General features: G+C 45.9%; 20 protein-coding genes and 1 other annotated feature. Of the genes, 18 read left to right on the top strand and 2 right to left on the bottom strand.

Annotated features, from left to right (window positions below):
• The first annotated feature begins 152 nt into the window (after nt 1–152).
• From speD to hemG, 11 genes are all read left to right on the top strand, one after another.
• The gene (speD, locus tag QFZ80_RS25730; protein WP_057306176.1) at nt 153–560 is read left to right on the top strand and encodes an adenosylmethionine decarboxylase; all 408 of its coding nucleotides are present in this window, start codon (nt 153–155) and stop codon (nt 558–560) included.
• A 126-nt stretch (nt 561–686) separates the two neighbouring features.
• Nucleotides 687–1223, top strand: a complete 537-nt coding sequence (locus QFZ80_RS25725) for an S-adenosylmethionine decarboxylase (protein ID WP_307561766.1) — start codon at nt 687–689, stop codon at nt 1221–1223.
• Between the two features lie 221 nt (nt 1224–1444).
• On the top strand, nt 1445–2848 hold the full coding sequence (hemA, locus tag QFZ80_RS25720; protein WP_307561765.1) for a glutamyl-tRNA reductase: 1404 nt from the start codon (nt 1445–1447) through the stop codon (nt 2846–2848).
• A 33-nt stretch (nt 2849–2881) separates the two neighbouring features.
• Nucleotides 2882–3712, top strand: coding sequence for a cytochrome C assembly family protein (locus QFZ80_RS25715; protein ID WP_307553210.1), 831 nt, complete (start codon nt 2882–2884; stop codon nt 3710–3712).
• 5 nt (nt 3713–3717) lie between these two features.
• Nucleotides 3718–4389 (top strand): precorrin-2 dehydrogenase/sirohydrochlorin ferrochelatase family protein, encoded by a 672-nt coding sequence (locus QFZ80_RS25710; RefSeq protein WP_307561763.1) that lies wholly within the window; start codon nt 3718–3720, stop codon nt 4387–4389.
• An 80-nt stretch (nt 4390–4469) separates the two neighbouring features.
• On the top strand, nt 4470–5417 hold the full coding sequence (gene hemC, locus QFZ80_RS25705) for a hydroxymethylbilane synthase (protein WP_307553212.1): 948 nt from the start codon (nt 4470–4472) through the stop codon (nt 5415–5417).
• Between the two features lie 5 nt (nt 5418–5422).
• Nucleotides 5423–6955: a uroporphyrinogen-III C-methyltransferase gene (cobA, locus tag QFZ80_RS25700; protein ID WP_307561761.1), complete on the top strand. Its 1533-nt coding sequence runs from the start codon at nt 5423–5425 to the stop codon at nt 6953–6955.
• Between the two features lie 67 nt (nt 6956–7022).
• Nucleotides 7023–8015: a porphobilinogen synthase gene (gene hemB / locus QFZ80_RS25695; RefSeq protein WP_307553214.1), complete on the top strand. Its 993-nt coding sequence runs from the start codon at nt 7023–7025 to the stop codon at nt 8013–8015.
• 211 nt (nt 8016–8226) lie between these two features.
• Nucleotides 8227–9291, top strand: a complete 1065-nt coding sequence (hemE, locus tag QFZ80_RS25690) for a uroporphyrinogen decarboxylase (RefSeq protein WP_307553215.1) — start codon at nt 8227–8229, stop codon at nt 9289–9291.
• A gap of 1 nt (nt 9292) precedes the next feature.
• Nucleotides 9293–10240, top strand: coding sequence for a ferrochelatase (hemH, locus tag QFZ80_RS25685; protein WP_307553216.1), 948 nt, complete (start codon nt 9293–9295; stop codon nt 10238–10240).
• Complete coding sequence (gene hemG, locus QFZ80_RS25680; RefSeq protein ID WP_307553217.1) at nt 10237–11703, top strand: protoporphyrinogen oxidase; 1467 nt, start codon at nt 10237–10239, stop codon at nt 11701–11703. The genes hemH and hemG overlap by 4 nt, the downstream gene beginning before the upstream one ends.
• Here hemG and QFZ80_RS25675 read toward each other — a convergent pair.
• A complete protein-coding gene (locus QFZ80_RS25675) occupies nt 11700–12359 on the bottom strand; it encodes a Crp/Fnr family transcriptional regulator (RefSeq protein WP_307553218.1) in 660 nt (219 codons plus the stop codon). The genes hemG and QFZ80_RS25675 overlap by 4 nt on opposite strands.
• 70 nt (nt 12360–12429) lie before the next feature.
• Here QFZ80_RS25675 and hemL point away from each other — a divergent pair, with 70 nt between their 5' ends.
• Nucleotides 12430–13728, top strand: a complete 1299-nt coding sequence (hemL, locus tag QFZ80_RS25670; RefSeq protein ID WP_307553219.1) for a glutamate-1-semialdehyde 2,1-aminomutase — start codon at nt 12430–12432, stop codon at nt 13726–13728.
• 63 nt (nt 13729–13791) lie between these two features.
• On the opposite strand, the gene QFZ80_RS25665 is transcribed toward hemL, so the two are convergent.
• A complete protein-coding gene (locus tag QFZ80_RS25665) occupies nt 13792–15300 on the bottom strand; it encodes a phosphodiester glycosidase family protein (RefSeq protein ID WP_307561759.1) in 1509 nt (502 codons plus the stop codon).
• Nucleotides 15301–15581: 281 nt separating this feature from the next.
• Here QFZ80_RS25665 and QFZ80_RS25660 point away from each other — a divergent pair, with 281 nt between their 5' ends.
• The 6 genes from QFZ80_RS25660 to QFZ80_RS25635 all read left to right on the top strand — a co-directional run bounded on the left by QFZ80_RS25660 (nt 15582) and on the right by QFZ80_RS25635 (nt 25158).
• Nucleotides 15582–16469: an RluA family pseudouridine synthase gene (locus QFZ80_RS25660; protein ID WP_307553221.1), complete on the top strand. Its 888-nt coding sequence runs from the start codon at nt 15582–15584 to the stop codon at nt 16467–16469.
• Nucleotides 16470–16586: 117 nt separating this feature from the next.
• Nucleotides 16587–17606 carry a LysM peptidoglycan-binding domain-containing protein gene (locus QFZ80_RS25655; protein ID WP_307553222.1) on the top strand — a complete coding sequence of 340 codons (1020 nt, stop codon included), beginning with the start codon at nt 16587–16589 and terminating at the stop codon, nt 17604–17606.
• 177 nt (nt 17607–17783) lie between these two features.
• Nucleotides 17784–18036: a binding site (T-box leader), on the top strand.
• Between the two features lie 99 nt (nt 18037–18135).
• The gene (locus tag QFZ80_RS25650; protein ID WP_307553223.1) at nt 18136–20805 is read left to right on the top strand and encodes a valine--tRNA ligase; all 2670 of its coding nucleotides are present in this window, start codon (nt 18136–18138) and stop codon (nt 20803–20805) included.
• A gap of 61 nt (nt 20806–20866) precedes the next feature.
• Complete coding sequence (locus QFZ80_RS25645; RefSeq protein WP_307553224.1) at nt 20867–22252, top strand: bifunctional folylpolyglutamate synthase/dihydrofolate synthase; 1386 nt, start codon at nt 20867–20869, stop codon at nt 22250–22252.
• 7 nt (nt 22253–22259) lie between these two features.
• Nucleotides 22260–23648: a UDP-N-acetylmuramate--L-alanine ligase gene (murC, locus tag QFZ80_RS25640; protein WP_307553225.1), complete on the top strand. Its 1389-nt coding sequence runs from the start codon at nt 22260–22262 to the stop codon at nt 23646–23648.
• Between the two features lie 160 nt (nt 23649–23808).
• Nucleotides 23809–25158 (top strand): SPOR domain-containing protein, encoded by a 1350-nt coding sequence (locus QFZ80_RS25635; protein ID WP_307553226.1) that lies wholly within the window; start codon nt 23809–23811, stop codon nt 25156–25158.
• The last annotated feature ends 30 nt before the right edge of the window (nt 25159–25188 follow it).

Raw genomic sequence — 25188 nt, 5'->3', positions numbered from 1 at the left:
ATTTTTATTCTCGTTGAAACAATATAGGAACCAGGATTCACTCAGGACATTGAATGTTGCGAGAGATTATACCCTCGGGAAGTGAATGACGTAGGTCCTAGCGGATGAAATTTTTTTCAGACATTTTATTCCTAGGAAGGGGGAACCGAAAGATGGAAACAGAATACTCAACTTTCGGAAGACACGTTGCTGTAGATACTTGGGGGGTAGATTTCGAACTTCTGAACAATGCAGATTGGCTGCAGGCTCAGATGGTAGAAGCTGCCGAGGTATGCGGAGCAACCGTACTATCTGTACAATCCAAGCAATTTGAACCACAAGGAGCAACTGTACTTGTTATGTTGTCCGAGAGTCATCTCTCCATTCATACTTATCCTGAGAGAGGTTTTGCCGCGCTTGACTGTTATACTTGCGGTGAGACAGTGGACCCTCAATTAGCAATTGACTTTATGGTATCCGTATTGAAACCAGAAACATTCTATGCGAAGAAATTAGTTCGCGGAATGGGTGAACTGCAAGTAGAAACTCCTGAAATGAAGCAAGCAGAGCTTGTTAAATAAAAATCTGCGCATAACAATAACGATAACCACGGAGAAATCCGTGGTTATTTGTTTGTCCAGATACCCATACAATGTTATTGCGACACATGTCCGAGCATGAAGCAAACATGAACTGGGGGAACGGATTTGAAACAGAAAATAGTTAGAAAAGCAGTGATTTACAGTATTGTACTTTTTCTCATCATCTGGCCTATCTATCAGCTCGTTCAAATACTTGGTCCTCATAAAGAAGAGCACGACGCTACTCATCTACTGTATCAAGTATCTCTGTTTCAGATGGAACTTCTGAAGAGCTATCTGGAGGAAGCTGCCCAAAGCAAAGATACCGAAGGATTGGATGCTGTGGGGCAAGCTCTATACTCGGCAAGTTATACGCATGAACGCCTGGTGCTTGCTGCGGGAGGAAGTGAATATCTGACTTCACTGGACAGTATGACCCAGCTAACGCAGTACTTGAAGCGTCTGCAGGTGGGGGGAGAGCGAACGTTAAAGGCAGATGAGATCCAGGTTTTGAAGGATGTTTGGCTTCAGTACAAGAGTCTATACGAACTGTATGAGAAACTCATGGCTTCGAATGGCGATATTGTCTCGTCCCAAAATGCGAAGCTAACTGAGCTAGATCGAAATTTAACCTCTTTTATACGAAAAAAAGGACTTCAATAAGAATATATAGGGATCTTTTTTTGAGTGGAGCCAAAGATCCCTAAGCGGAGAGACTTTGAGCTACGCTCAAAGATCCCTATATTAGGTATATAGAAACGAAATGCTGTTAAAACTAACGAGCAGAATGAAGCATTCATAAATTATACAAAAAATTTGTCGGATTGCTTGTTTTGCTGTGCTATAATGGTTCATAGAAATAGACGGAAAGGCAGGTGGTACCTTTGCATATTATCGCACTTGGCTTGAATTATCGTACGGCCCCGGTAGAAATTCGGGAAAAGTTCGCTTTTTCCGATCAGGATTTACCTAAGGCATTGGCAGAATTGAAAGACACGAAAAGCATATTGGAGTGTGTAATTGTCGCCACCTGCAATCGCACGGAAATCTACGCTGTTGTGGATCGACCGCAGATGTGCAGTCATTACTTGACTCACTTCATTGAACGTTGGTTCCAAGTCAGTAAGGATCAATTCCAAAAGCATTTATATATGTATGAAAATGAAAAAGCGATTGAACATTTATTCCGCGTAACAAGCGGTTTAGATTCTATGGTTATTGGGGAAACCCAAATTCTAGGACAAGTGCGGGATGCTTTTTTATCATCTCAAAATATGAAAGCAACCGGGGCTTATTTCAATACATTGTTTAAGCAATCCGTGACACTTGCCAAAAAAGCACACTCCGAAACAGGCATTAGCAATAATCCAGTTTCCGTCAGCTACGCCGCGGTGGAACTTGGTAAACGAATATTTGGTACTTACATGAACAAGACGGTTATGATTATTGGTGCTGGTAAAATGAGCGAACTCACAGTGAAGCACCTTTATGCAAATGGCGCTAACAAAGTTATCGTGGTTAACCGAACGTTTGAACGTGCAGTAGAATTGGCTGAGAAATTTAACGGCACTCCATGTACCATCGATAACATGCTGGAGCATTTAGCGGAAGTGGATATTATTATAAGTTCAACGGGCGCTCCGGGATATGTTCTTACGAAGAATGATATTCAGTCCTATGTTCAAAAGAGAAAATCACGTCCGCTTTTCATGATGGACATTGCGGTCCCACGTGATCTAGATCCACAAATTAGCGGCTTACCTAATGTTTTTCTTTATGATATCGATGATCTGGAGAATATCGTAGATAAACATTTGCAAGAGAGAAAGAAAGAAGCAGCAAAGATTGAAACAATGATTGAGTCTGAAATGGGTGTTTTCGAACAATGGACAAAGACGCTAGGTGTAAGTCCAGTTATTAGCGCTCTTCAGACAAAAGCGAGCCTGATCCATGAAGAGACAATGGATAATATGTTAAAGAAGCTGCCTGACCTAGATGAACGTGAAATTAAAGTTATTCGTAAATTGACGAAAAGTATTGTGAATCAAGTGCTGAGAGACCCGATCCTTCGCATTAAGGAAATGGCGGGTGAGCGTCATGGTGATGACGCGCTTGAGCTATTCACGAAACTGTTTGCCCTGGAAGAGACCCTTGAACAACAAGAGCAAGCCAATCAGTTAGCACAGGAACTAGAAGCCGGGCATAAAGCAGTTGAAGCTAAGCAGATGCTGGATGATAAGTTGTCCGTGCTTAGTTTACAGAACGCTGATGTTCTAGCCCAATCTTGAAGAAAAGGGCGCTAATCGCCTAGGAGAGGTGCCATGGTAACACGTAGCTGGTTGTTTGATGCGATGATTTATATGTATGCCCTGAGCCTATTGTTTTACTTTTCGGATTTCGCTAATGCGAACCGAAGCGCGAAACGGATGGGGACGGGGCTGCTTTTGTTTGTATGGGTTCTACAAACCGCTTACTTAGGAATTAACTTGTATGGTCATTTAACGGAATGGGCGTTTGCCCGGTCGGACGTACTTTTTATGTTTTCGTGGTTGATTGTCACGATTTCACTGTTGATTAACCGATTTTTCCGCATTGAATTGTTTGTATTTTTTGTGAATGTGCTCGGTTTTGCCATTTTGGCTTTGAATGTATTCAGTAATCCGAATGTAACGCCAATTAAGCCCGATTGGGACATCAATGATGAGCTATTATTTATCCATATTACCTTAGCGATTGGCAGCTACGTGGCCTTCTCGATTGCAGCTATTTTCTCAGGCATGTATGTGTTCTTACACAAAATGTTGAAGGCGAAGAAATTTTCTCAAACGGTTATGAGATTACCTTCACTTGAGAAAATTGAACATTACACCTATCTCTCCGTTATTATCGGGGCACCCTTGCTTCTTATGGCTTTAAGTTTGGGTGTGGTCTGGGTTGTACTAGAAGGAGATCGTAATTTACTTTATGATCCTAAGGTGATTAATTCATTTTTTGTACTGGCAGCGTACGCTTTCTATTTATTTCAGCAGCATTCTATGCGAATTTCGGGCAATAAACTGGCAGCTTGGAACCTCGCGGCATTCTTGATTGTTGTTCTCAATTTCGTGGTTTCTAATTTGGTTTCAGGTTTTCATGGCTGGATATGGAGTTAACGACGATGAATCATCCCTATCCAATTATGATGAATCTGTCTGGACGCCGATGTTTAGTTGTCGGCGGCGGGGCTGTGGCTGAACGAAAGGTGAAATCACTGCTGCAAGCAGGTGCCTATGTAACGATTGTAAGCGCAGAATTTACTAAGGGACTTATGGAGATGGAGAACCAAGCTGAAGTGGTTCTGTATAGGCAACCGTTTGATCCATCGATCATGATCGATGAAAGCGCAGATCTTGTGCCGTACACCTTGGTTGTAGCTGCAACGAATGTTGCGTACGTTAATGCTCTCGTTCATGAGGTAGCATCCCGACAGGGGAAGCTAGTCAACGTTGTCGATCAACCTCAATTGAGCTCCTTCATCGTGCCTTCTGTTGTTCGAAGAGGGAAGTTAGTTATTGCGGTTTCAACAGGTGGAGCTAGCCCTTCGGCTGCCCGTAAAATTGCTCAAGAATTAGACAACGTTTATGGCGAGGAGTATGAAACTTACCTCGATTTCCTTAGTGATTTGCGGCTATTGATTCAGAGTAGGGTGGCCGATAAACAAGCTAGACAAAGTATGTTTAAAGAGATGCTCGAATGGGACGTTCTCGCCAAAATACGCGAGGGTACGTTTGAGAGTTGGAAAGAGAAGCTCTACATAACCTTAGAGAAAGAACCTTGGATGCAGGGGTAAGTTGGAGATAGAGGTACGGATCTATCTGCTTGGTCAGCTATCAAGGATATCGGGCAGCAAGTATAGGGAGGCGGGTAGAGATGAGAACAATCATCGTAGGAACTAGGCAAAGCGCGTTGGCACTAACTCAGACAGGGCAAGTTGTGGAGCTCTTAAAACAGCTGGCAGCTGAACATGGGATCGCTTGTCAATTTGAAATTAAGAAAATTGTCACGAAGGGCGACCGCATCTTGGATGTCACCTTGTCCAAGGTAGGCGGTAAGGGTCTGTTCGTCAAGGAAATCGAACAGGCACTCGTGGACGGCGATATCGACATGGCCGTCCACAGCATGAAAGATATGCCCTTCGAGCTACCCGAAGGGCTGGTCGTCGGAGCGGTGCCGAAGCGTGAGGATCCGCGCGATGCGCTGATCACACGCGGGCACCGCTCCCTGGACGAGCTGCCGCAAGGCGCGCTCGTCGGCACCAGCTCGCTGCGGCGCGCCAGCCAGCTGCAGCACCTCCGCCCGGACCTCCGCATCGAGTCGGTCCGCGGGAACATTGATTCGAGGCTGCGCAAGCTCGATGATGAGAACTTCGATGCGATTCTGCTTGCCGCGGCCGGTTTACACCGGATCGGCTGGCAGGATCGCATCAGCGCGTACTTGCCGCCCGAGATCTGCCTCCCTGCCGTAGGGCAGGGGGCGCTGTGCATCGAGTGCCGGGGCGGCGACGCCTTCATGCTGGACCTGCTGAGCAGGTTCCAGCATGAGCCAACCGCGCTCGCGGTGCGAGCAGAGCGGGCTTTCCTTGGCAGACTCAACGGAGGCTGCCAGGTGCCGCTCGGCGCTTACGCGAGCATAAGCGAAGACAGCAGCGGATCAGAGTTGCCGCTGCTCACTTTAACGGGCATGGTCGGTACGCCGGACGGCGTGACCATGCTCAAGGAAACAGCTTCCGGGAGCGATCCGGAAGCGCTTGGTTTGCTTGTTGCTGATAAGCTTATTGCGCAAGGCGCTGAACGTATCCTAGCTGAGGTAAGGAAGTGAGCATCGTGAACAAAGGAAGAGTCTATCTCGTTGGTGCAGGTCCCGGAGATCCTAAACTCATCTCGGTTCGCGGTATGGAAGCCATTCAGAAAGCCGATGTCATCGTTTATGACCGGCTGGCCAACCCTCGTCTACTCAAGCATCGTAGACCGGAAGCAGAGTTGATCTTTGTCGGCAAGCTTCCGGACAAACATATATTAAAGCAAGAAGAAATTAATCAATTGCTCGTAGATCTGGCTCTTCAGGGGAAAGTTGTGACTCGACTTAAAGGCGGCGATCCCAGCATCTTCGGTCGAGTTGGCGAGGAAGCGGAGCTGCTCGCAGATAACGATGTGACCTTCGATATTATTCCAGGTATCACATCCTCGATTGCAGTTCCTGCCTATGCGGGTATTCCAGTCACCCATCGCGACTTCACATCGTCCTTTGCGATTATTACCGGTCATGAATACCCGAATAAGACTTATTCCAGTTTGGACTGGGAGAATCTGGCTAAGGCGATTGGCACCATGGTCTTCTTAATGGGTGTAGCGAATCTTGAACAAATTTGTCGCGAATTGATTCGCTGCGGCAAACCGCCAGAAATGCCTGTTGCGCTCGTCAGGTGGGGAACATGGGCGGATCAACAAACGCTTACGGGAACGTTGGCCGATATTACGGAGAAGGTAAGAGCAGCTAATTTCAAATCACCAGCCGTTATTATTGTTGGAGAAGTTGTTAAGCTGCGTGAGAAGCTGGCCTGGATAGAGAAGAAACCGCTCTTCGGGCGTCGAGTGCTTGTCACTAGAGCTAGAAGTCAAGCAAGTGAGCTAGTGGATTTAATTGATGACATGGGTGGAGAAGCGGTCGAATTCCCTGTTATTCGATTACAACCGCCAAGTCGCCCTGAGGCCATTCAAGCATTGGATCTGGCGCTAGACAAGCTTCATGAATTTGACTGGGTGTTACTGACAAGCGTAAACGGTGTGGAGTATTTTTTCCGCAGGCTGCGTGAAAAAGGGATTGATGTACGCAAAATGGGGAAGGCTCGCATTGCAGCCGTTGGCCCGAAGACAGCCGAGGCGCTAGCTGAGCGTGGCATCATTGCGGATGTACTCCCGGCCAAATATCAAGGAGAGGGTATCCTGAAAGCTATTCAAGCAGATTTGAAAGCCGGTCAGAAGGTGCTATTACCTACAGCTGACCTGGCCCGTGAATATTTGCCTGTTAAGCTCAAAGAGCTCGGTCTTGAAGTAACTGAGGTCGATGTTTATGAGAATGTACTCGTGACAGAAGATGGGGATGAAATCATTCATCTTTTGCAAAATCAAAGCATTCATATTATAACTTTTACAAGCTCATCTACGGTTACAAATTTACTTGAAGCCTTGCGCCAGCTGGGTGTGGAAGAACCGCTATCCTTGCTGCAAGGGGTTGAAATTGCTTGTATTGGACCCAAAACTGCAGAGACGGCAAGTCAATGTGGACTGCCAATTACGTATATGGCTGAAGAGGCTACCGTTGCTTCATTAGTACAAAGTATTTCTCAACCTAAATAATAAAAATGCCACAGATGCAGCTTCTTAGGAGCTGCATTTGATCGCAAATAAGGAGGCGGAATTCTTCATGAGTTTCCCTATCGTTCGTAATCGCCGCTTACGCGGCAATGCAGCTATTCGTAATCTGGTGCGTGAAAATCAAGTGACTGTTCACGATGTTGTACAACCGATCTTTGTTACACATGGTACGAACATCAAGTCAGAAATTGCTTCGATGCCAGGTGTTTATCATTTTTCTTTAGACAGAGTACAAGAAGAGATCGAAGAAATTACCAAACTTGGCATTCAAGCTATTCTTTTGTTTGGTGTTCCGGATCATAAAGATGCGACAGGAACTTCCGCTTTCATGGATGATGGCATTGTGCAGCAAGCGGCTCGTTTTATTAAAGAATTGAACCCGAATTTGCTCATTATTGCCGATACGTGTCTTTGTCAGTTTACGGATACAGGTCACTGTGGTGTTATTCACCATCATCCGGTTACTGGACAGGCGGATGTGGCAAATGATGCTTCCTTGGAGCTGTTGGTTCGTACGGCTGTATCGCAAGCCAAAGCAGGTGCTGATATTATTGCTCCTTCCAACATGATGGACGGTTATGTACATGCTATTCGTTCAGGATTAGATGAAGCTGGCTACGAGAATACACCGATTATGGCCTATTCCGTTAAATATGCATCGGCTTACTACGGTCCATTCCGAGATGCTGTGGATTCAACACCGCAATTCGGTGACCGCAAGACGTATCAAATGGATCCAGCCAACGGGCGCGAAGCCTTGCGTGAAGCGGAAAGTGACGTTGCAGAGGGCGCTGATTTCCTTATGGTGAAACCAGCTCTTGCTTATATGGACATCATTCGGATGCTGAAGGATAACTTCGATTTGCCGGTTGTTGCCTATAATGTGAGTGCGGAATATTCGATGATTAAGGCTGCGGCCATGCAGGGCTGGGTTAATGAAGAGGCTATCGTGATGGAAACAATGACGAGCTTCAAACGTGCTGGTGCTGATATCATCTTGACTTATTTTGCAAAAGATATTGCTCGATATTTGAAAAAATAGCTAATTTCCAAATAGAACCATTCACCTAAGATGCAGAGGCGAGCAGTTTCCGGAGGAAACGATCAGCATGTAGTCTTAGTGCGGATGGTTCTTTTGTCATACTTTTGTCGCAAAACATAAGCTTTCTTCAGTTGTGACAGGGGTATAATTAGGGCATAATGAATGAGAATAGATGGAAACCGAGTGTTTCGGAAAAAGAGGAAGGTGCCTCATGACCTACAACGATAATTTTATTAAAGCATGCCGAAAAGAACAAGTAGATACGCTGCCCGTGTGGTATATGCGTCAAGCTGGACGTTACGATCCGGATTATCGGAAAATCAAAGAAAAGTACTCACTGCTCGAAATTTGTCAGCAACCAGAGCTGGCTGCGGAAGTTACCATGATGCCCATTAAAAAGTTGGGTGTTGATGCGGCCATCTTATATTCGGACATTATGAATCCCGTTGCTTCACTTGGGATCGATTTTGATATTGTCAAAGATGTGGGTCCTGTGATTCATACGCCAGTTCGGACAGCACAAGATGTTGAGCGCCTGCGTCCTATAGATGTGGAGAAAGATTTATCGCATATTATTCAAACGATCCGAATCTTAGATAAGGAGCTTGAGGTTCCCCTCATCTCTTTTGCGGGTGCGCCATTTACGATTGCGAGCTACTTGATTGAAGGTAGACCATCCAAAAGCTATATTCGTACGAAGCAGCTTATGTACTCTGAACCAATCGTCTGGTTTGCCTTAATGGAGAAGCTTGGTGATATGGTTATTACGTACTTGCGAGCGCATATCGCTGCGGGTGCCAAGGCTGTTCAAGTATTTGATAGCTGGGTTGGCGCGCTTTCTCCAGCGGATTTTCAAATGTATGTGCTGCCGACAATGACGCGAATATTCAAAGAACTTGCGGACTTGAAGGAGCCAAAGATTTATTTCCCAGGCGTGAGTTCAGGGGAGTTACTTCCTTATCTCAAAGACATCCAAGCGGATGTCATTGGTCTAGATTGGCGGATTCCAATTTCTGTAGGCCGCGGGAGAGTTGGCGAGCGCTTTGCCGTGCAAGGAAACTTGGATCCCTATATTTTAACAGCTCCGATGAGCGTTATTGAGCAACAGGCGAAAGCCATTATCGATGAGGGTATCCAGCAACCAGGTTATATCTTTAACCTTGGCCATGGCTTATTCCCAGAGGCATCGCTTGAGAAGTTAAAGGATTTGACTACATTCATTCATACTTACTCACATTCCGTATTAATGCAGCAAGCAGAAAAGAGTGGTGTTTAGCATGGCGAATCAGCGTATTGGTGTTCTAGTCATGTCTTATGGTACTCCGGAAAGTTTGGATCAAGTTGAAGCTTATTACACACATATTAGACGTGGGCATCCTCCAACTCCTGAGCAGCTGCATGAATTAACTGTTCGTTATGAGGCAATTGTCGGAGGGTTCTTCCCGCTGCGTGAAAATACGAACAAGCAGGTTAAAGGCCTGGAGAATACACTTCGTCAAGAACACCCAGATCTTGAATTCGTCTGTTATCAGGGCCTGAAGCATGCTCAGCCTTATGTAGAAGACGGTGTGGAACAAATGGTTAAGGAAGGTATTACTGAGGCTGTGGGAGTCGTTCTAGCCCCTCACTATTCCACTATGAGCGTTGGCGGGTACGTGAAAAGAGCGAAAGATAAGGCAGAGTCACTGGGTTTGAAGATTGATTTCGTTCTTGACTACCATCTTCATCCTAAACTGCTTGATGCCCTTAGCACACGTGTTGACAAAGCCTTGGCGAAATTCTCCGATGTGAATCGAAATGATGTACGTGTTATCTTTACTGCGCATAGCTTGCCTGAGAAAATACTTGAAATGAAAGACCCATACCCAGATCAATTGCTTGCCACTTCCAAAGTCATTGCTGAACGTGTAGGTTTGACGAATTGGCAGTTCGGTTGGCAAAGCGCCGGGCAAACAGCGATGCCGTGGCTAGGTCCGGATATCTTGGATGTTTTACGTAAGATCAATCAAGAGGAAAGTGTCAAGAATGTTCTCCTATGTCCGATCGGCTTTGTTTCGGATCATCTGGAGGTTCTCTACGATATTGATATTGAAGCACAGGCCCTGGCCAAGGAGCTTGGACTGCATTTGGAACGAACAGAATCGCTAAATACAGACCCTCTGTACCTGGAAACATTGAGTGATGTTGTATACAAGAAATGGAAAGAGGTCACCCGTTTATCATGAGTACTAGGATTCCTCACTACATGATTGTTGGCGGGGGGATTACGGGGCTTAGCGCAGCTTTTTACTTAAAGAAAAGGTTGGAGTCAGCGGGAGCTCCTTATCGTCTTTCTGTGGTGGAGAAGTCCCCGACATTTGGCGGGAAAATTCATACCATAGAGCGAGAGGGTTTCGTTATTGAAAAAGGGCCGGATTCCTTCCTTGCACGAAAGCGCCCTATTATTGATTTGGCTTATGATCTCGGGCTTGAACATGAGCTTACAGGAACGAATCCTGGGGCGAAAAAGACCTACATTGTGCGACAAGGCAAGCTGCACCGTATGCCGCCTGGCTTAGTGCTCGGCATACCAACGCAAATGACACCGTTCATGAAGACGGGCCTCATTTCTCCTTTAGGTAAAATGCGAGCTGCACTTGATTTGATCCTTCCTAAGCGTGAATTATCGACGGATGAATCTCTTGGGCATTTTCTGGAGCGCCGTTTAGGGAAAGAAGTTCTTCAGCGTATCGTGGAACCGCTTCTAGCGGGGATTTATGCAGGTGATACGTTTAAGCTTAGTTTGAAAGCAACGTTCCCGCAGTTTCGAGCGATGGAGCAGAAGCATCGAAGTTTAATTCTAGGGATGATGGCCAGCCGCAAAAATGTGAGTGAAGAAAGTGCTCACTTACCATCTGCGGTTCGTAACTCGCTTTTTGTGACGTTTAAGAAGGGGCTTCAGACGTTGGTTTCGGGCTTAGAAGACGCCTTGAAGACTGTGGATCTACGAAATGGCGTTGGGGTTCTATCCGTTCGTAAAATGGGGCAGCAGCAAGCCGAGGTTATCTTTGAGGATGGGCATAGTGAAATAGTAGATGGTGTTATCTTAACTACGCCTACTTATCAGGCAGCCCAGTTGTTAGCAGATTTGCCTGCAGCAGAGCAGCTTAAGAAGATTGACTATATTTCCGTGGCGAATGTTATTATGGCTTTCGATCGCAAAGACATCCCTTTTGAACTGGATGCCTCGGGCTTTCTAGTGCCAAAAACCGAGGGCAGGACGATAACTGCGTGTACCTTAACATCTGCTAAATGGCTGCATACAGCCCCAGACGGGAAGGTGCTTCTGCGCTGTTATATCGGTCGTGCAGGTGAGCAAGAGTGGCCGGAGTGGTCGGATGAACAACTGATTAGCAAAGCTCGTCATGATTTGAGGGAATTGTTAGGACTAAAGGCGGAGCCGCTCTTTACGGATGTAACTCGCCTCATGCATTCCATGCCGCAATATCCAGTGGGTCATCTGGAGCAGGTTGCGCAGTTCCGTGAGAAGCTTGCTGCAGCTATGCCTCATGTTCTAATTGTAGGTGCCGGGTTTCATGGAGTAGGTCTCCCTGACTGTATAAGGCAAGGTAAAGAGGCTGCGTGGCAGCTTGCGGACCTGATCCATAACCAGTCACAGGAAGCCGTAGAAACAGCCAGTTCGATTTAACGAAGCTTGGCCAGATCTAATTTGAAATCTGATGATGAAATGGTCAAGATTTGTTTTTCTTCCAGATCACGAATCACCTGCATGAGCGTCACCTTTTGTACGCCGGCTAGTTGAGATATTTCATCAAAGTTAAGCACGAGCTTAATCGTAATCATAGTTCCATTACGCAACCCATGCTTATTGGCCATTTTGATCAAGCTTTTGATGACACGCGTTTTCGCGTCTAGGAAGGTCAAGTCGAATACTTGTTGATTCGTATCGCGCAGTCGACTGCTGAGCTCTTGCATAATGCCGAGTGTAATGTCAAAATGAGTGCGTAGCAGATCAAGGAAATTTTGTCCTGTTAATGTGAGAAGCACACTGTCCTCCAAAGTTTGAGCCGAAGCAGAGCGCGGCTTGCCATCAATCAATGAAAGTTCACCAAAGCTTTCGCCTGAATTGCAGATGGACAATATTTTTTCCTCACCGGAGCTGCTTGTTGTGAAAATTTTGACAGAGCCGCTGAGGACCATATAAAAGACGGAGCCGACTTCTTTTTCGGAAAATAGGACGGTACTCCTTGTAAAGGAACGTCTTGTACAAATCTGAGCTAGAGCGTTGAATTGTTCTTCATTCAATTGGGAGAATAAAGGTACTTTTTTGATGATATCGATCATAGGGGTACCGCCTTTATTTGTAGTAAGTCAACTCATTTTATCATAGATAGATTACTGGGGGTATGAAATTATGGAAAATTCGAGTAGAATCGACACGCGCTCTTCGGCCGCCTTTCAAGAAGCAAAGAAGATCATTCCAGGTGGAGTGAACAGTCCTGTTCGTGCCTTTAAGTCGGTTGGTTTAACACCTTTGTTCATGGAGAAAGGCTCAGGTTCTCGCGTAACGGATATTGACGGCAATACCTTTATCGATTATGTAGGATCTTGGGGTCCATTAATCGTAGGACATGCTCACCCTGTTGTGCTGGAAGCCATTAAAGGTGCGGCGGAAAAAGGGACAAGCTTCGGTGCTCCGACGCTTCTAGAAACGGAAATGGCAAAGCTGGTCATTGAACGGGTGCCGTCTATTGACATGGTTCGCATGGTGAATTCAGGGACGGAAGCGACCATGAGCGCCCTACGGTTAGCCCGCGGTTTTACAAAGCGCGACAAGATCGTGAAATTCGAAGGAAGCTACCATGGTCATGCGGATGCATTATTGATCAAGGCTGGCTCCGGTGTAGCCACACTTGGCCTTCCAGACAGTCCAGGAGTCCCGAATAGCGTGGCCTCGAATACGATCACCGTGCCTTACAATGATTTGGCATCCGTTAAATTAGTGTTTGAAAAGTTTGGGGAAGAAATCGCGGCTTTAATCGTTGAGCCGATTGCAGGTAATATGGGAGTAGTGCCTCCAGCTGAAGGGTTTTTACAAGGATTACGTTCCATTACTCAACAATATGGAACTCTGCTAATCTTCGATGAAGTGATGACTGGCTTTCGTGTGCATAAACACTGCGCTCAGGGCTTGTACGGCGTTACACCTGATTTAACATGTCTAGGTAAGGTTATTGGCGGAGGACTTCCTGTTGGCGCTTATGGAGGCCGACTGGACATCATGGAGCAGATTGCTCCTGCAGGTCCAATCTATCAGGCAGGTACATTATCCGGCAATCCACTAGCGATGGCTGCAGGCTTCGCAACGTTATCCTTATTGGGTGAGCCCAATGTCTATGAGGAACTGGAACGCAAGTCCGCGAAGCTGGAAGCTGGATTCGCTGAGAATGCTGCTGAATTTGGTGTTGCAAGCACAATTAACCGAGTAGGATCTATGATATGTCCATTCTTCACCGAGAAGGCTGTTACGAATTACGAAACAGCCAAAACGTCTGATCTAGCTAAGTTTAACGCTTATTTCGGCCATATGCTCGATTTGGGAGTTTCGGTTGCACCTTCGCAATTCGAAGGGATGTTTGTATCTACGGTTCATTCCGATGAAGATATCGCTGCCACAATCGATGCACATCGGGAAGCGTTGAAGCAATTATAAGTTTGCGAACATACAAAGACCTGGCCAACGCGGCCAGGTCTTTTGCTTATTTATGTAGAAGATTTAGTTTGTTTTTGTGGTTGGAGCAACGGTTGGAGATGGCAGTGCACTATTCCCATTGTTTGTTTGCCCTTGGTTAGGGCTTGTACTTGGTGTAGGCGTCGGGCTCGGCTTTGATGATGTGGAAGCTCCTGGTGAGGAGCCTCCTGTGCCTGTGCCAGAACCTGTGCCGGTATTGCCAGTGCCTGTACCTGTTCCAGAGCCAGTGCCTGTACTAGGAGAAGGACTTGGCATCGTAGAAGGTGTCGGTGAAGTTTCAGGCTTCACTGACGGACTTGGTTTGACAGTACCAGTACCTGATCCTGAAGGTGGATTAGACGTACCATTCTTACCAGTTTCATTGCTGGATTCAGGTTTGGTTGACGTTGTTGGAGTTGCAGTTGATTTTGGTGTAGTTGTTGCTTTAGGCGGATTCGCCTTTTTAGTTGCTTGTTCCTTCAGGAAATCAGGGTGGTCATAGGCTCCGCCTGGATCGATTGTCTTAAGTCCTTCCCAAACATTTTCCACCTTTACTTGGTCAGGATGATCAAATACTAGAAAAGCAGAAGGTAAGCGACGCTCCCCATAACGACTTGAGGGTTTCGTAATCAGCTCATCGTTGTATACCATCTCGGAGGAAGCTCCGCCATCCAAGAAGCCTGCATTAATGACGCCATCTGCGAGAAAAAGATCCTGAACTTCTTTAAGCGTCGCGCCTACACTGTGCGTTTGTCGGCCGTCGATCACGATGAAGATAACCGTTCCGTCGGCTTTTTGTCCCACAGCTGTACGAGGTGCGCGTCCCCAGCCTCCGTCACCGCTAGTAATAAGCGGTTTTCCGTTAGCAATAACACGCGGATAGAAGGATACGGCGTCAGTGACACCAAGTTTAAGCAAGTCGTCAATCGCATATTTCCCGATAATGAGTGTGCCTTCTTTGGTGAATCCAACAATCTGTTGAGGAATGCTGCCTTCTTGGTCTGTATAAAGAATTTCTCCGCCGGACATAATAACACCAATTGGCGCAAATCCGTTTCCAAGTCCGTCTGGATCGTTGAAGCCTCCACCATTTACGCCCGCGACAGCGCCAGTGCGCTCTACCATGGCTGTGATTCTTTCCCCTTCACCTTGCTTAGCGGGTACTATTACACGAATTGTTCGTGGGTCATAGACATACATTTTTTTGCCTTTCCAAAACTGACCAGAAATATCTTCGACTTTCACGAGACTTTCTGTGGAACGATTTTTGTTGAATTGAACCGCTCGCAAATCTTGTTTTTCAACAGAGTTGATTTCGGTCAAATTTTGCACCTCGAGAACCATCTGATCTCTACGCTCTGCACCAACGAAAATCCAAGCCCAATCACGATGCTGCGTCGTAATAACGGTTTTAGCCAAATATTCGCGTATATATTCTCCAGGTGTGGTTAGAAATAAGAAGCTTGAACTAAGAAAAGTACAAACAGCAATAACGAGAAAAGTGCGTTTCAGCCAACTATAACTCCGAAAATGCTCTAATATTGAACTACCCAAGGTTGTTCCTCTCCTGCTCTATTAATCTATTTGGAATTTAATATTTAATAAGTAATGTCGAAAAAAAACAATACAAGATTTATATTATCATATTTTTGTATGCAATTGTTAATGGTAATTGTTAAAATAAAGTGTACATAATCCCTATTTTCTTAAGGAGTAATGAATTCTATGAAACGATATTACTTTTTTGATTTTCCAATAGATCTAATGGCAGTTGTTTTTGTGTTTCTACTATTTTTGCTCGTCATCTATTTATCTTTTCGTAAAGGAACACTTACATGACAGAGTGGAAGCGCAGCGGTGAATGGTTGGAACTCCCCGTTCCAAATCCGTTATGGAAACCTCTTAAACCAGGGGCAATAGAAGAATTAGCAGCTAAACTGCCAGTTCCTAGAAAGTACTTTCTTCGACTCGCCTCTCAAGGCCTTATTCGGATTCAGGATGACAAAATTCGACTTCATGCGTTTCCTGAAGAGAAGGCTGCTTTCAAACCTGAGCCTTATGATCTTGGCATTTTGTATGAGGACGACTTTTGCCTTGTTGTTAATAAACCGGCAGGCATGTCTGTTCATCCAGCAGAAGCAGGACAAAGCGGTACATTGGCTTCTGCGGTAGCCTTCTATTTTGAATCCACTGGCCAGGCTTGCGGGGTTCGGCATATACATCGTTTAGATCAAGATACGACCGGAGCTGTACTTTATGCCAAAAATGAGTGGGCGCATGTGCTTCTTGATGAGGCAATGCGCGATAAACGGATTGATAGACGCTATGTGGCGCTAGCTGAAGGCGTATTCCGAGTAAAACAAGGATCGATAGATGAACCTATTGGTAAAGATCGTTATATCTCAGGCAAGCGGAGAGTTTCACCTAGCGGCGATCAAGCGGTAACGCATTATCGGGTTTTACAGCAAATGAAGAAAGCAGCCTTCGTGGAATTGGAACTAGAAACAGGGAGAACCCATCAAATTAGGGTCCATCTTAGTCACTTAGGCCACCCATTAGTAGGGGATTCCCTTTATGGGGGTTCATCGCGGTTGTTTCATCGACAAGCCCTGCATGGAGAGAGGCTTTTGTTCGATCATCCTGTTACTCAAAAGCAGGTCATCGTGCATGCTCCTCTACCGCAAGATTTCAATCTTTTACTAGAAGAAGTTTCAGTCCTGTAAAAATGTAGTCATGCCTAGCCCTTCCCACCCATATACTTTTAGAGACAAACAAGTAAATGGCCAAACAATCCGAATGCTGTCCAGCATCTGGATTTGATGGAAGGGAGGATTAATTCGGTGTCTGAACAACAACCAGGTTTAAGATTCGATATCTATGAACGCGTTCATTTGCAAGAAGATTTGGCGGGGATACAAGAATTAAATGATGTAGAATTGCTTCCTCATATTCAGGTAATTACTTTGGATGATCAGGCAATCCTGAAAGGAAACTTGCTGCTCACGGGCAATTATTTCAGTGAAGAAGGAAGTACCCCCAGATCACTAGAGCACCTGATTCCAGTCGAGATCACATTACCTTTAAATCGCATTCATCGTGTGGAAGATATTCAGGTTGAGATTGAAAATTTTGATATTGATCTTTTATCGGCCAGAAGTCTGAACGTTACAGGTGTTCTTTCCCTGCAAGGCGTCGAAATTGTTTCGGTTCCGCTGGAGAGCTGGCAGGAAGAAGAGGAAGTTACTTTCGTTCATGAGGTTAACATCCCAAGGTTCGAGCCGCCTATGACCTATCAGCCACAGCCCGAACAGGAACCACTGGCAGTTCCAACCATACGAGAACCCGTAAATGTAGCGTCTTATTCTGATGCTCTTCCTAATGTGGCTCCCATTCAAGAGGCTGGTTCTGACGATGGTCTAGTTGTAGTGGAGATTGAACAAACCGAATTAAAGGTGACACCCCATCAAGAAAGCACGGTGGTTACGGAAGACAAGAAAGAACTCAAAGTCGCCTTTGGCAAAAAGGCGGATGAGGCTGTGGACATCAACCCGTACGGTATTAAATCGCTTCTTTCTAAGGCAGGCTCGTATCTCACCGATAAGAGGAATGCAGAAGCGGAAGCGCAAGCTGCGCTTGCGGAAGAGACGCGAATAGATGCCGTGGAGTGGAAGCGGCTATTTCTTCAAAGCAACACAGGAACGCAAGAGTTTAGGAAACTAAAAATGTGCATTGTTCAGAAAGAAGATACGTTGGATTCGATTGCCAAACGGTATCAACTCAACCCGCGTGAGCTTCAACTTCTGAATCGTATGAATGATCAGGAAATTTCAGTTGGGCAGGTTATTTATCTGCCTAGATAAATAACAGATACATAGGCAAGAGCCTTTGGCTGCTTATAGCGGCTGGGGGCTCTTATTCATTTTCGTAACATCTTTCGGAAGCAAGCATATTTTATGCATAAAAGGTAATACTGGAATGATATATTGACTCTATTTCAAATGTTCGATATCATATGATATAAACCATTTTGAGTAATATTGGAAACGTTGATAGGGAGTAGTAGGCGGTAAGCCCTTCAGAGAGTGGAACTGGTAGCGCTGAAAGGTTCCATAGGAAGCAACCGAACGAAGTCGCCCTGGAGTTGTGAGTGTGATTGTATGCGCCCGTTTATGCGGTGAGCAGCATTAGCATTCGCCGGCCGCAGCCGTTATCTGTTTGAGAGCCACGCGCTTCTTTTGAAGCTGCGCGGAATGAAGGTGGTACCACGGAAGCAAGCCTTTCGTCCTTTGCGGGCGGAGGGCTTTTTTTGTTTGAATGGACGCCGATGTAAGATGACTTACAGGCCTTATAAGCCTGTTTAACAGAGATAATAGTAATGGAGGTAATCTTATGACTGAAGCTAATGAGACCAAAGAACAATTGCAAATGCCTACTACGTACGATCCAAAAGAAGCTGAGCGCAAGTGGTACGATTACTGGATTAAAAATGAATTTTTCAAAGCGGGCACCCGTCCTGATGCAGAAACCTACACCATTGTGATTCCGCCTCCGAACGTAACAGGTATGCTGCATATCGGGCATGCGCTTGATTTTACACTGCAGGATATTTTAATTCGTACCAAAAGGATGCAGGGTTATGACGCACTATGGCTGCCTGGATCTGATCATGCGGGTATTGCTACCCAAACAAGGGTAGAGCAAAAGCTCCGCGAGCAAGGACAATCACGTTATGATCTCGGACGCGAGAAGTTCTTGGAGAAGGTGTGGGAGTGGAAAGAGCTATATGCGAATACAATTCGTGAGCAATGGGCCAAAATGGGCTTCTCGTTGGACTATTCGCGTGAGCGATTCACCTTGGATGAGGGCTTATCACAAGCTGTTCGTGAAGTATTCGTAAGTCTTTATGAGAAAGGCCTCATCTATCGCGGGAATTATATTATTAACTGGGATCCAGCGGCTCGTACAGCGCTATCTGACATTGAGGTAGAATATAAAGAGGTGCAAGGCGCCCTCTATCACTTAGAATACAAAACAACCGACGGAACAGGTTCAATCGTTGTTGCCACAACACGTCCTGAGACGATGCTTGGCGATACAGCGGTTGCTGTTCATCCGAAGGATGAGCGCTACCAGCATCTCATCGGCAAAACGCTGCTTCTCCCGATCGTGAATCGCGAGATTCCGATCATTGCGGATGATTATGTTGAAAAAGAGTTCGGAAGCGGCGCCGTAAAAATTACACCGGCTCACGATCCGAATGACTTCGAAGTCGGGAAGCGTCACGACCTACCGCAAATTCTGGTTATGGACGAAACCGGCACGATGAACGCGAATGCGGGTCCTTACCAGGGGAAAGATCGTTTTGAATGCCGCAAGCAAATTGTCGCTGACTTGAAGGAGCAAGGTGTTCTTATCAAAATAGAGGAACACGTTCATCAAGTAGGTCATAGCGAGCGCAGCGGCGCAGTGATCGAGCCTTATTTATCAACGCAATGGTTTGTGAAAATGCAGCCGCTTGCTGATCAAGCGATTGATGCACAAAAAACAGGTAAAGGTGTTAACTTCGTTCCGGATCGTTTCGAGAAAATTTACTTAAACTGGATTGAAAACGTGCGTGATTGGTGTATTTCCCGTCAGTTGTGGTGGGGACATCGCATTCCTGCCTGGCACTGCGCGGATTGTGGCCAAATCACGGTAACACGTGAGGATGCTACGGCTTGCTCGCACTGCCAAAGCACGAATTTGAACCAAGACAACGATGTGCTTGATACATGGTTTAGTTCCGCATTGTGGCCGTTCTCTACACTTGGCTGGCCGAATGAGACTGAGGATATGAAGCGTTTCTATCCGACGAATGTACTGGTTACCGGCTATGACATCATTTATTTCTGGGTAGCAAGGATGATCTTCACCGCACTTGAATTTACGGATCAAATTCCGTTTAAAGATGTATTGATGCATGGTCTCGTACGGGATTCCGAAGGCCGCAAAATGTCAAAATCTCTTGGCAATGGAGTCGATCCGCTTGAAGTAATCGAGAAATACGGCGCTGATGCTATGCGCTATATGATTTCGACGAGCAGCACACCGGGGCAAGATCTACGTTTCCGTTGGGAACGTGTGGAGCAGGCGCGGAATTTTGCGAATAAGATCTGGAATGCATCTCGCTTTGCTTTAATGAATCTCGAAGGTGTAACCGCAGCAGATATTGATCTTACAGGTCAACTAGGCACGGCAGACCGCTGGATTCTGCACCGTCTGAATGAAACTGTTCGTGACGTGACTCGTCTCATCGACAGCTATGAATTCGGTGAAACTGGCCGATTGCTGTACAATTTCATCTGGGATGATCTCTGTGATTGGTACATTGAGTTCAGTAAATTAAGCTTATACGGGACAGATGCGTCTGCTAAGAGTAAAACTCAGTCCGTACTTGCGTATGTACTTGACCATACGCAACGTTTGATTCATCCATTCATGCCGTTCATTTCGGAAGAGATTTGGCAGCATCTGCCGCATGTGGGTGAGACGATTACGCTTGCCTCTTGGCCAGTAGAGAATGAGGCTTTCGAATCGCCTGACGCTGTTCGCGAGATGGAACTGTTGATGGACGTTATTCGTTCTGTTCGTAATATTCGGGCCGAAGTGAATGTGCCTATGAGTAAGAAAGTTGAACTGCTTGTAAAGCCAGCTAGCAGCGATACGCTGAGTATTCTCCGCAGCAATGAGGAATACCTGAAGCGTTTCTGTAATACTTCTCTACTCCAAATTGACGCTGAAATGGCAGCACCAGAGAAAGCTATGACAGCTATCATTACAGGAGCTGAGCTTTTCTTGCCGCTGGCTGGTCTTATCGACATTGCGCAAGAGCTGACGCGCTTGGATAAAGAATTACAATCTTTGCACGGTGAAGTAGAGCGTATCGAGAAAAAACTAGGCAATGAGGGCTTTGTTGCCAAGGCGCCAGCTAAGGTCATTGAGGAAGAAAAGGCAAAGCTTGCTGATTATGCCGATAAGCGAGACAAAGTGATTGCGCGATTAGCGGAGTTAAAAGGATAATTGCAGTAAATCAAACGATTGCCTAGTTACGAAAACAAGCTGATTCATATAGTAAATGAGGATGAAATCGATGGATAAAATCAAAGACACCCCTTCGGCTGAATTCCAGACAGCGCAAGAAGCCATTGCCTGGATTGTCGGCCGGATGGAGAAGCTCGGTATGAAACCGGGGCTTCAACGAATGCAGTTGCTGATGGAGAAACTGGGTCACCCCGAACGTAGGCTGAAATTCATTCATGTGGCTGGGACGAATGGCAAAGGCTCTACATGTGCCTATCTATCTTCTGTTTTGCAAGCTTGTGGATATGACGTTGGAACATTCACGTCTCCTTATTTGGAAAAATATACGAATCGTATCCAAGTGAATGGAGCCGACATTCCGGACGACGTGCTGCTCAGACTGGTGAATGAAATGAAGCCAATCGTTGACGAAATCGCAGAGACTGAAGTCGGTCCTCCGTCTATGTTTGAAATTTCGACTGCGCTTGCGATCATGCATTTCGGCAAAGTGGCATATCCCGATTACGTCGTATGGGAAACAGGTCTCGGGGGAAGGCTGGATAGCACGAATATTGTGAATCCCGTCGTAACCATTATTACGAATGTAGGCCATGACCATATGGAAATCTTGGGGGATACACTCGAATTAGTCGCAGCAGATAAAGCGGGTATTATTAAAGCTGGTGTACCTGTTATTACAGCTGTTGAGCCGCATGAGGTTTGGAGTGTGATCGATCAAACAGCCAAGGCGAAAAAAGCAACACTCTACTCACTTGGTGGACAATTCAATTACACGAATGTGACAAGTGAGCTAGATAGCCAAACATTTGATTTTAGCGGGCCGTTTCGAAATATTAATGGTGTACCGATTACGTTAAACGGAGAGCACCAATTAAAGAACGCAGCCGTGGCCGTAATGACGCTTGAAGTTCTTCGTCAATATTATGCCTGCATCGTAGATGATGAGGATCTGTTCAAAGGACTCAAGGAGACACGTTGGCCGGGCAGGCTTGAGATGGTTTCGAGCGAACCTCGTATATTACTCGATGGCGCTCACAACCCCGAAGGGGCCGCAACACTGGCTTCCGCGCTCCAAAGTGTATATACTTACCGTAAACTTCATATGATGGTAGGAATGCTCTCGACGAAGAATCATACAGGCTACTTAAGGCATATACTACCATTGGTGGATACTCTTATTATTACGGAACCCGATTTTCATAAAAAAGGTGACGCTTCTATGCTCGCTGAGATTGCAAGAGGGCTGCTGCGCGAGATGAACCGTGAGGTAGATATCATTGTCGAGCGAGATTGGAAGCGAGCCTTAGAAACACTAACAAGTAGAACTGAGCAGGATGATCTGGCGGTCGTATCCGGCACGCTGTATTTAATCTCTGATGTTCGTTCTTGGATTACCTATCAAACCGATTCTGAAAAAGGATGGTGAGAACGGCGTGAGTCAAGCAGAACACGTACATTTTATAGGCATCGGCGGATACGGCATGAGTGCCATTGCCAAAGTCATGCTGGAAATGGGATACCGGATATCTGGTTCCGATCTGGCGCAGCAAGAGCTTACAGAAAAGCTGAAAGCGAAGGGTGCTCAAGTTTTCATCGGACATGAAGCTAGGAATGTGTCAGGGGCCGATTTGGTAGTATATTCAACCGCTTTGGCCAAAGACAATGTAGAAATGCAAGCAGCGGAACAATTGAATATTCCGATTATTCATCGCTCACAAATGCTTGCTCGGCTCATGAATGAACGCAAAGGTATCGCCGTAGCTGGAGCCCACGGCAAAACAACAACATCATCAATGATTGCTTTAGTCATGGAAATTTGTGGAATAGATCCGACCTACATCATCGGTGGCGAGATCATGAATGTAGGTAGCAACGCCAAAGCTGGTAAAGGCGAATTCGTCGTAGCAGAAGCGGACGAGAGTGATGGAACCTTCCTTCAATATCACCCTACCCTCGCACTTGTTAACAATATCGAAGCGGATCACTTGGAGAATTATAATGGTGATTTCGAGAATTTGAAGAAAGCTTACAAGCAATTCCTCAGTCAAGTTAGACCTGGAGGTAGAGCTATTGTTTGTCATGATGATGAGTTCTTACGTGAAATGATTCCGCATATTCAAAGCGAAGTTATTACGTATGGCATAGATACTGAGGCTGATTATGTCGCAACAGATATTACATTAGGCGACCGTAAGGTTACGTTTACTGTACAGTTCAAAGGGGCGGCACTTGGTCAGGTTAGCTTGTCCGTACCAGGTAAACACAACGTATATAATGCACTAGCGACGCTTATCACCTGTCTGGAAGCAGGGCTTGCTTTCGAGAAAATTGCAGAAGCTATTCAGGAATTCCGCGGTGCAAAGCGTAGGTTCCAAGTGCTGGGAGAAGTTGCGAACATGTTGGTCATTGATGACTACGCGCATCATCCTACGGAGATTCAAGCAACCATTTCCGCAGCAAAGGCAACAGGGAAACGCATCATAGCTGTATTTCAACCACAACGCTATACGCGAACCTATTATTTATTTGAACAGTTCAGCCGCTCATTTGATGAAGCTGATGAGGTTATTATTACCGATATTTACTCACCTGCCGGCGAGCAGCGGATTGAGGGGATAGATTCAGCCAAACTGGTTGAATTGATCCGCAGTAACAGCAACCCGAATGTTCAGCATATTGCAACTCGGGATGAGGTACTCACCTATTTGATTCAGCATGTGCAGCCTGGTGACTTGGTGTTAACCATGGGAGCGGGCGACATCTGGAAAGCAGCTGACGGTTTAGCGAAATCGCTGCGTAAAAAGTACGAACCAACTAGTTAGAAGAAAGATCGCTGCAAGCCAAATGGCTGGAAGCGGTCTTTTTTTGCTGAAAGAAACATAATGGGGCTCTCTCAATCATAATCTAGTAACAGAAGATTTGGACAAGACGACGCGGCGTTATGCCCGTTTCCAAATAAATTTTACGAGGAGTGATTGAGAGATGAACAAGAATAAAGCAAGAATAACCTACCGTTTCGATCCACAAGAAAACCCGGAATCAACCCGTAGAGCATCGCGAGTACCTGATCAAGAAGAGAAAGTGATACCACTCTATCAGGAAGAATTTAAGGTTATAGATTCTACGATTGACCGTCATACGTCGGATGAGGTTACTCCTTATCATCAAGCGGAGAGGGAGCAAGTCGAACATTTATTTGAACCTCATGCTTTAAATACGTTCACGACGGACTTTGGAAGCTGGAATAGTCAGATTGAAACGGAAGGAGAGCGAGTGGAACGCATCATTCGTGAGTCACAGACTGCCCGTGAGAATCCAGCTGTTGGACATCAGTCAACAGAGAGAGCTGAGCCTATTTCGGACAGACATCGGGATGAGTGGTCATCCTGGGCGTCTAAGGAACCTTATAAGGAACCGGGGACAGGTGCCAGATACGCAAAATCAACGGGTACACCTTGGATTCGAATTGCAACATCAGTGGCAGGAGCGGTAGTGACGGGCATTGCATTTGGCTTCTTTGTTCTCTCCATGTTTTCAAGTGATCGTGAGACTAAAGATACGGCATCGATTACAAATACGATAACCGTTCCTTCGCCTAATGTACAAGCAGCGGTCCCATCGAAAGCGTCAACAGGAGCAACTAAAACGTCTACAGATCAAGCACCTGCTATTCCGGCTGCTGCCTCAGCAGTCACAGCGGTTCAAATTCCTGCGAAATCGTATACGTTCCTTCAAAATGGTGTATTTAGTAACTTACAGGGAGCCCAGGCTATCCAAGATACTCTGAAGAAGAAAGGGTTAGCCACTGCGCTTGACACCACAGATAAGCTAACTGTATTCGTCGGATTTGCCAAAAACCGAGATGACGCTCTCGCATTAAGAGAACAAGTGCAAACAACGGATAAAACCATTGAGGTTTATATGAAAAATATGGATATCCCTGCGGCCACAGGCATTCGTTGGAGCGGCTCGAAACCGGAGTCGGTTCCAACCTTCATTGCCGAAGGTGATAAACTAGTGAATACGATAAATGGATTAGCGCTCGTTCATTTGGATGAGACGAAGCCAACCCCGCTTGCTGAAACGTCGCTGCAATCGATTCGTTCTTCGCATCAGCTCCTTACGACATTGTCGGCCTCTATTAGCGAGGGGGTAGGTGATGACACGAAGCCATTCATGCAAAAAATGACCACATCGATCAACAGTGCGGTTCAATCCATGGAAGAGTACAAGAAGACACCTTCCGCGGCTATGCTATGGCAAGCACAATCGTCCATGATGCAGTATATTATTGCTCAGAGAGAGCTGCTTAAGAAAATAAGCGTGTCCTAATGAAAAAGCAGTGTACCCAAAGCTCTCAAG

This window comes from Paenibacillus sp. V4I7, assembly GCF_030817275.1.
GTDB lineage: Bacteria > Bacillota > Bacilli > Paenibacillales > NBRC-103111 > Paenibacillus_E.
The sequence above is the reverse complement of the archived record's forward strand: the minus strand, read 5'-3'. Positions and strand labels throughout refer to the sequence as shown.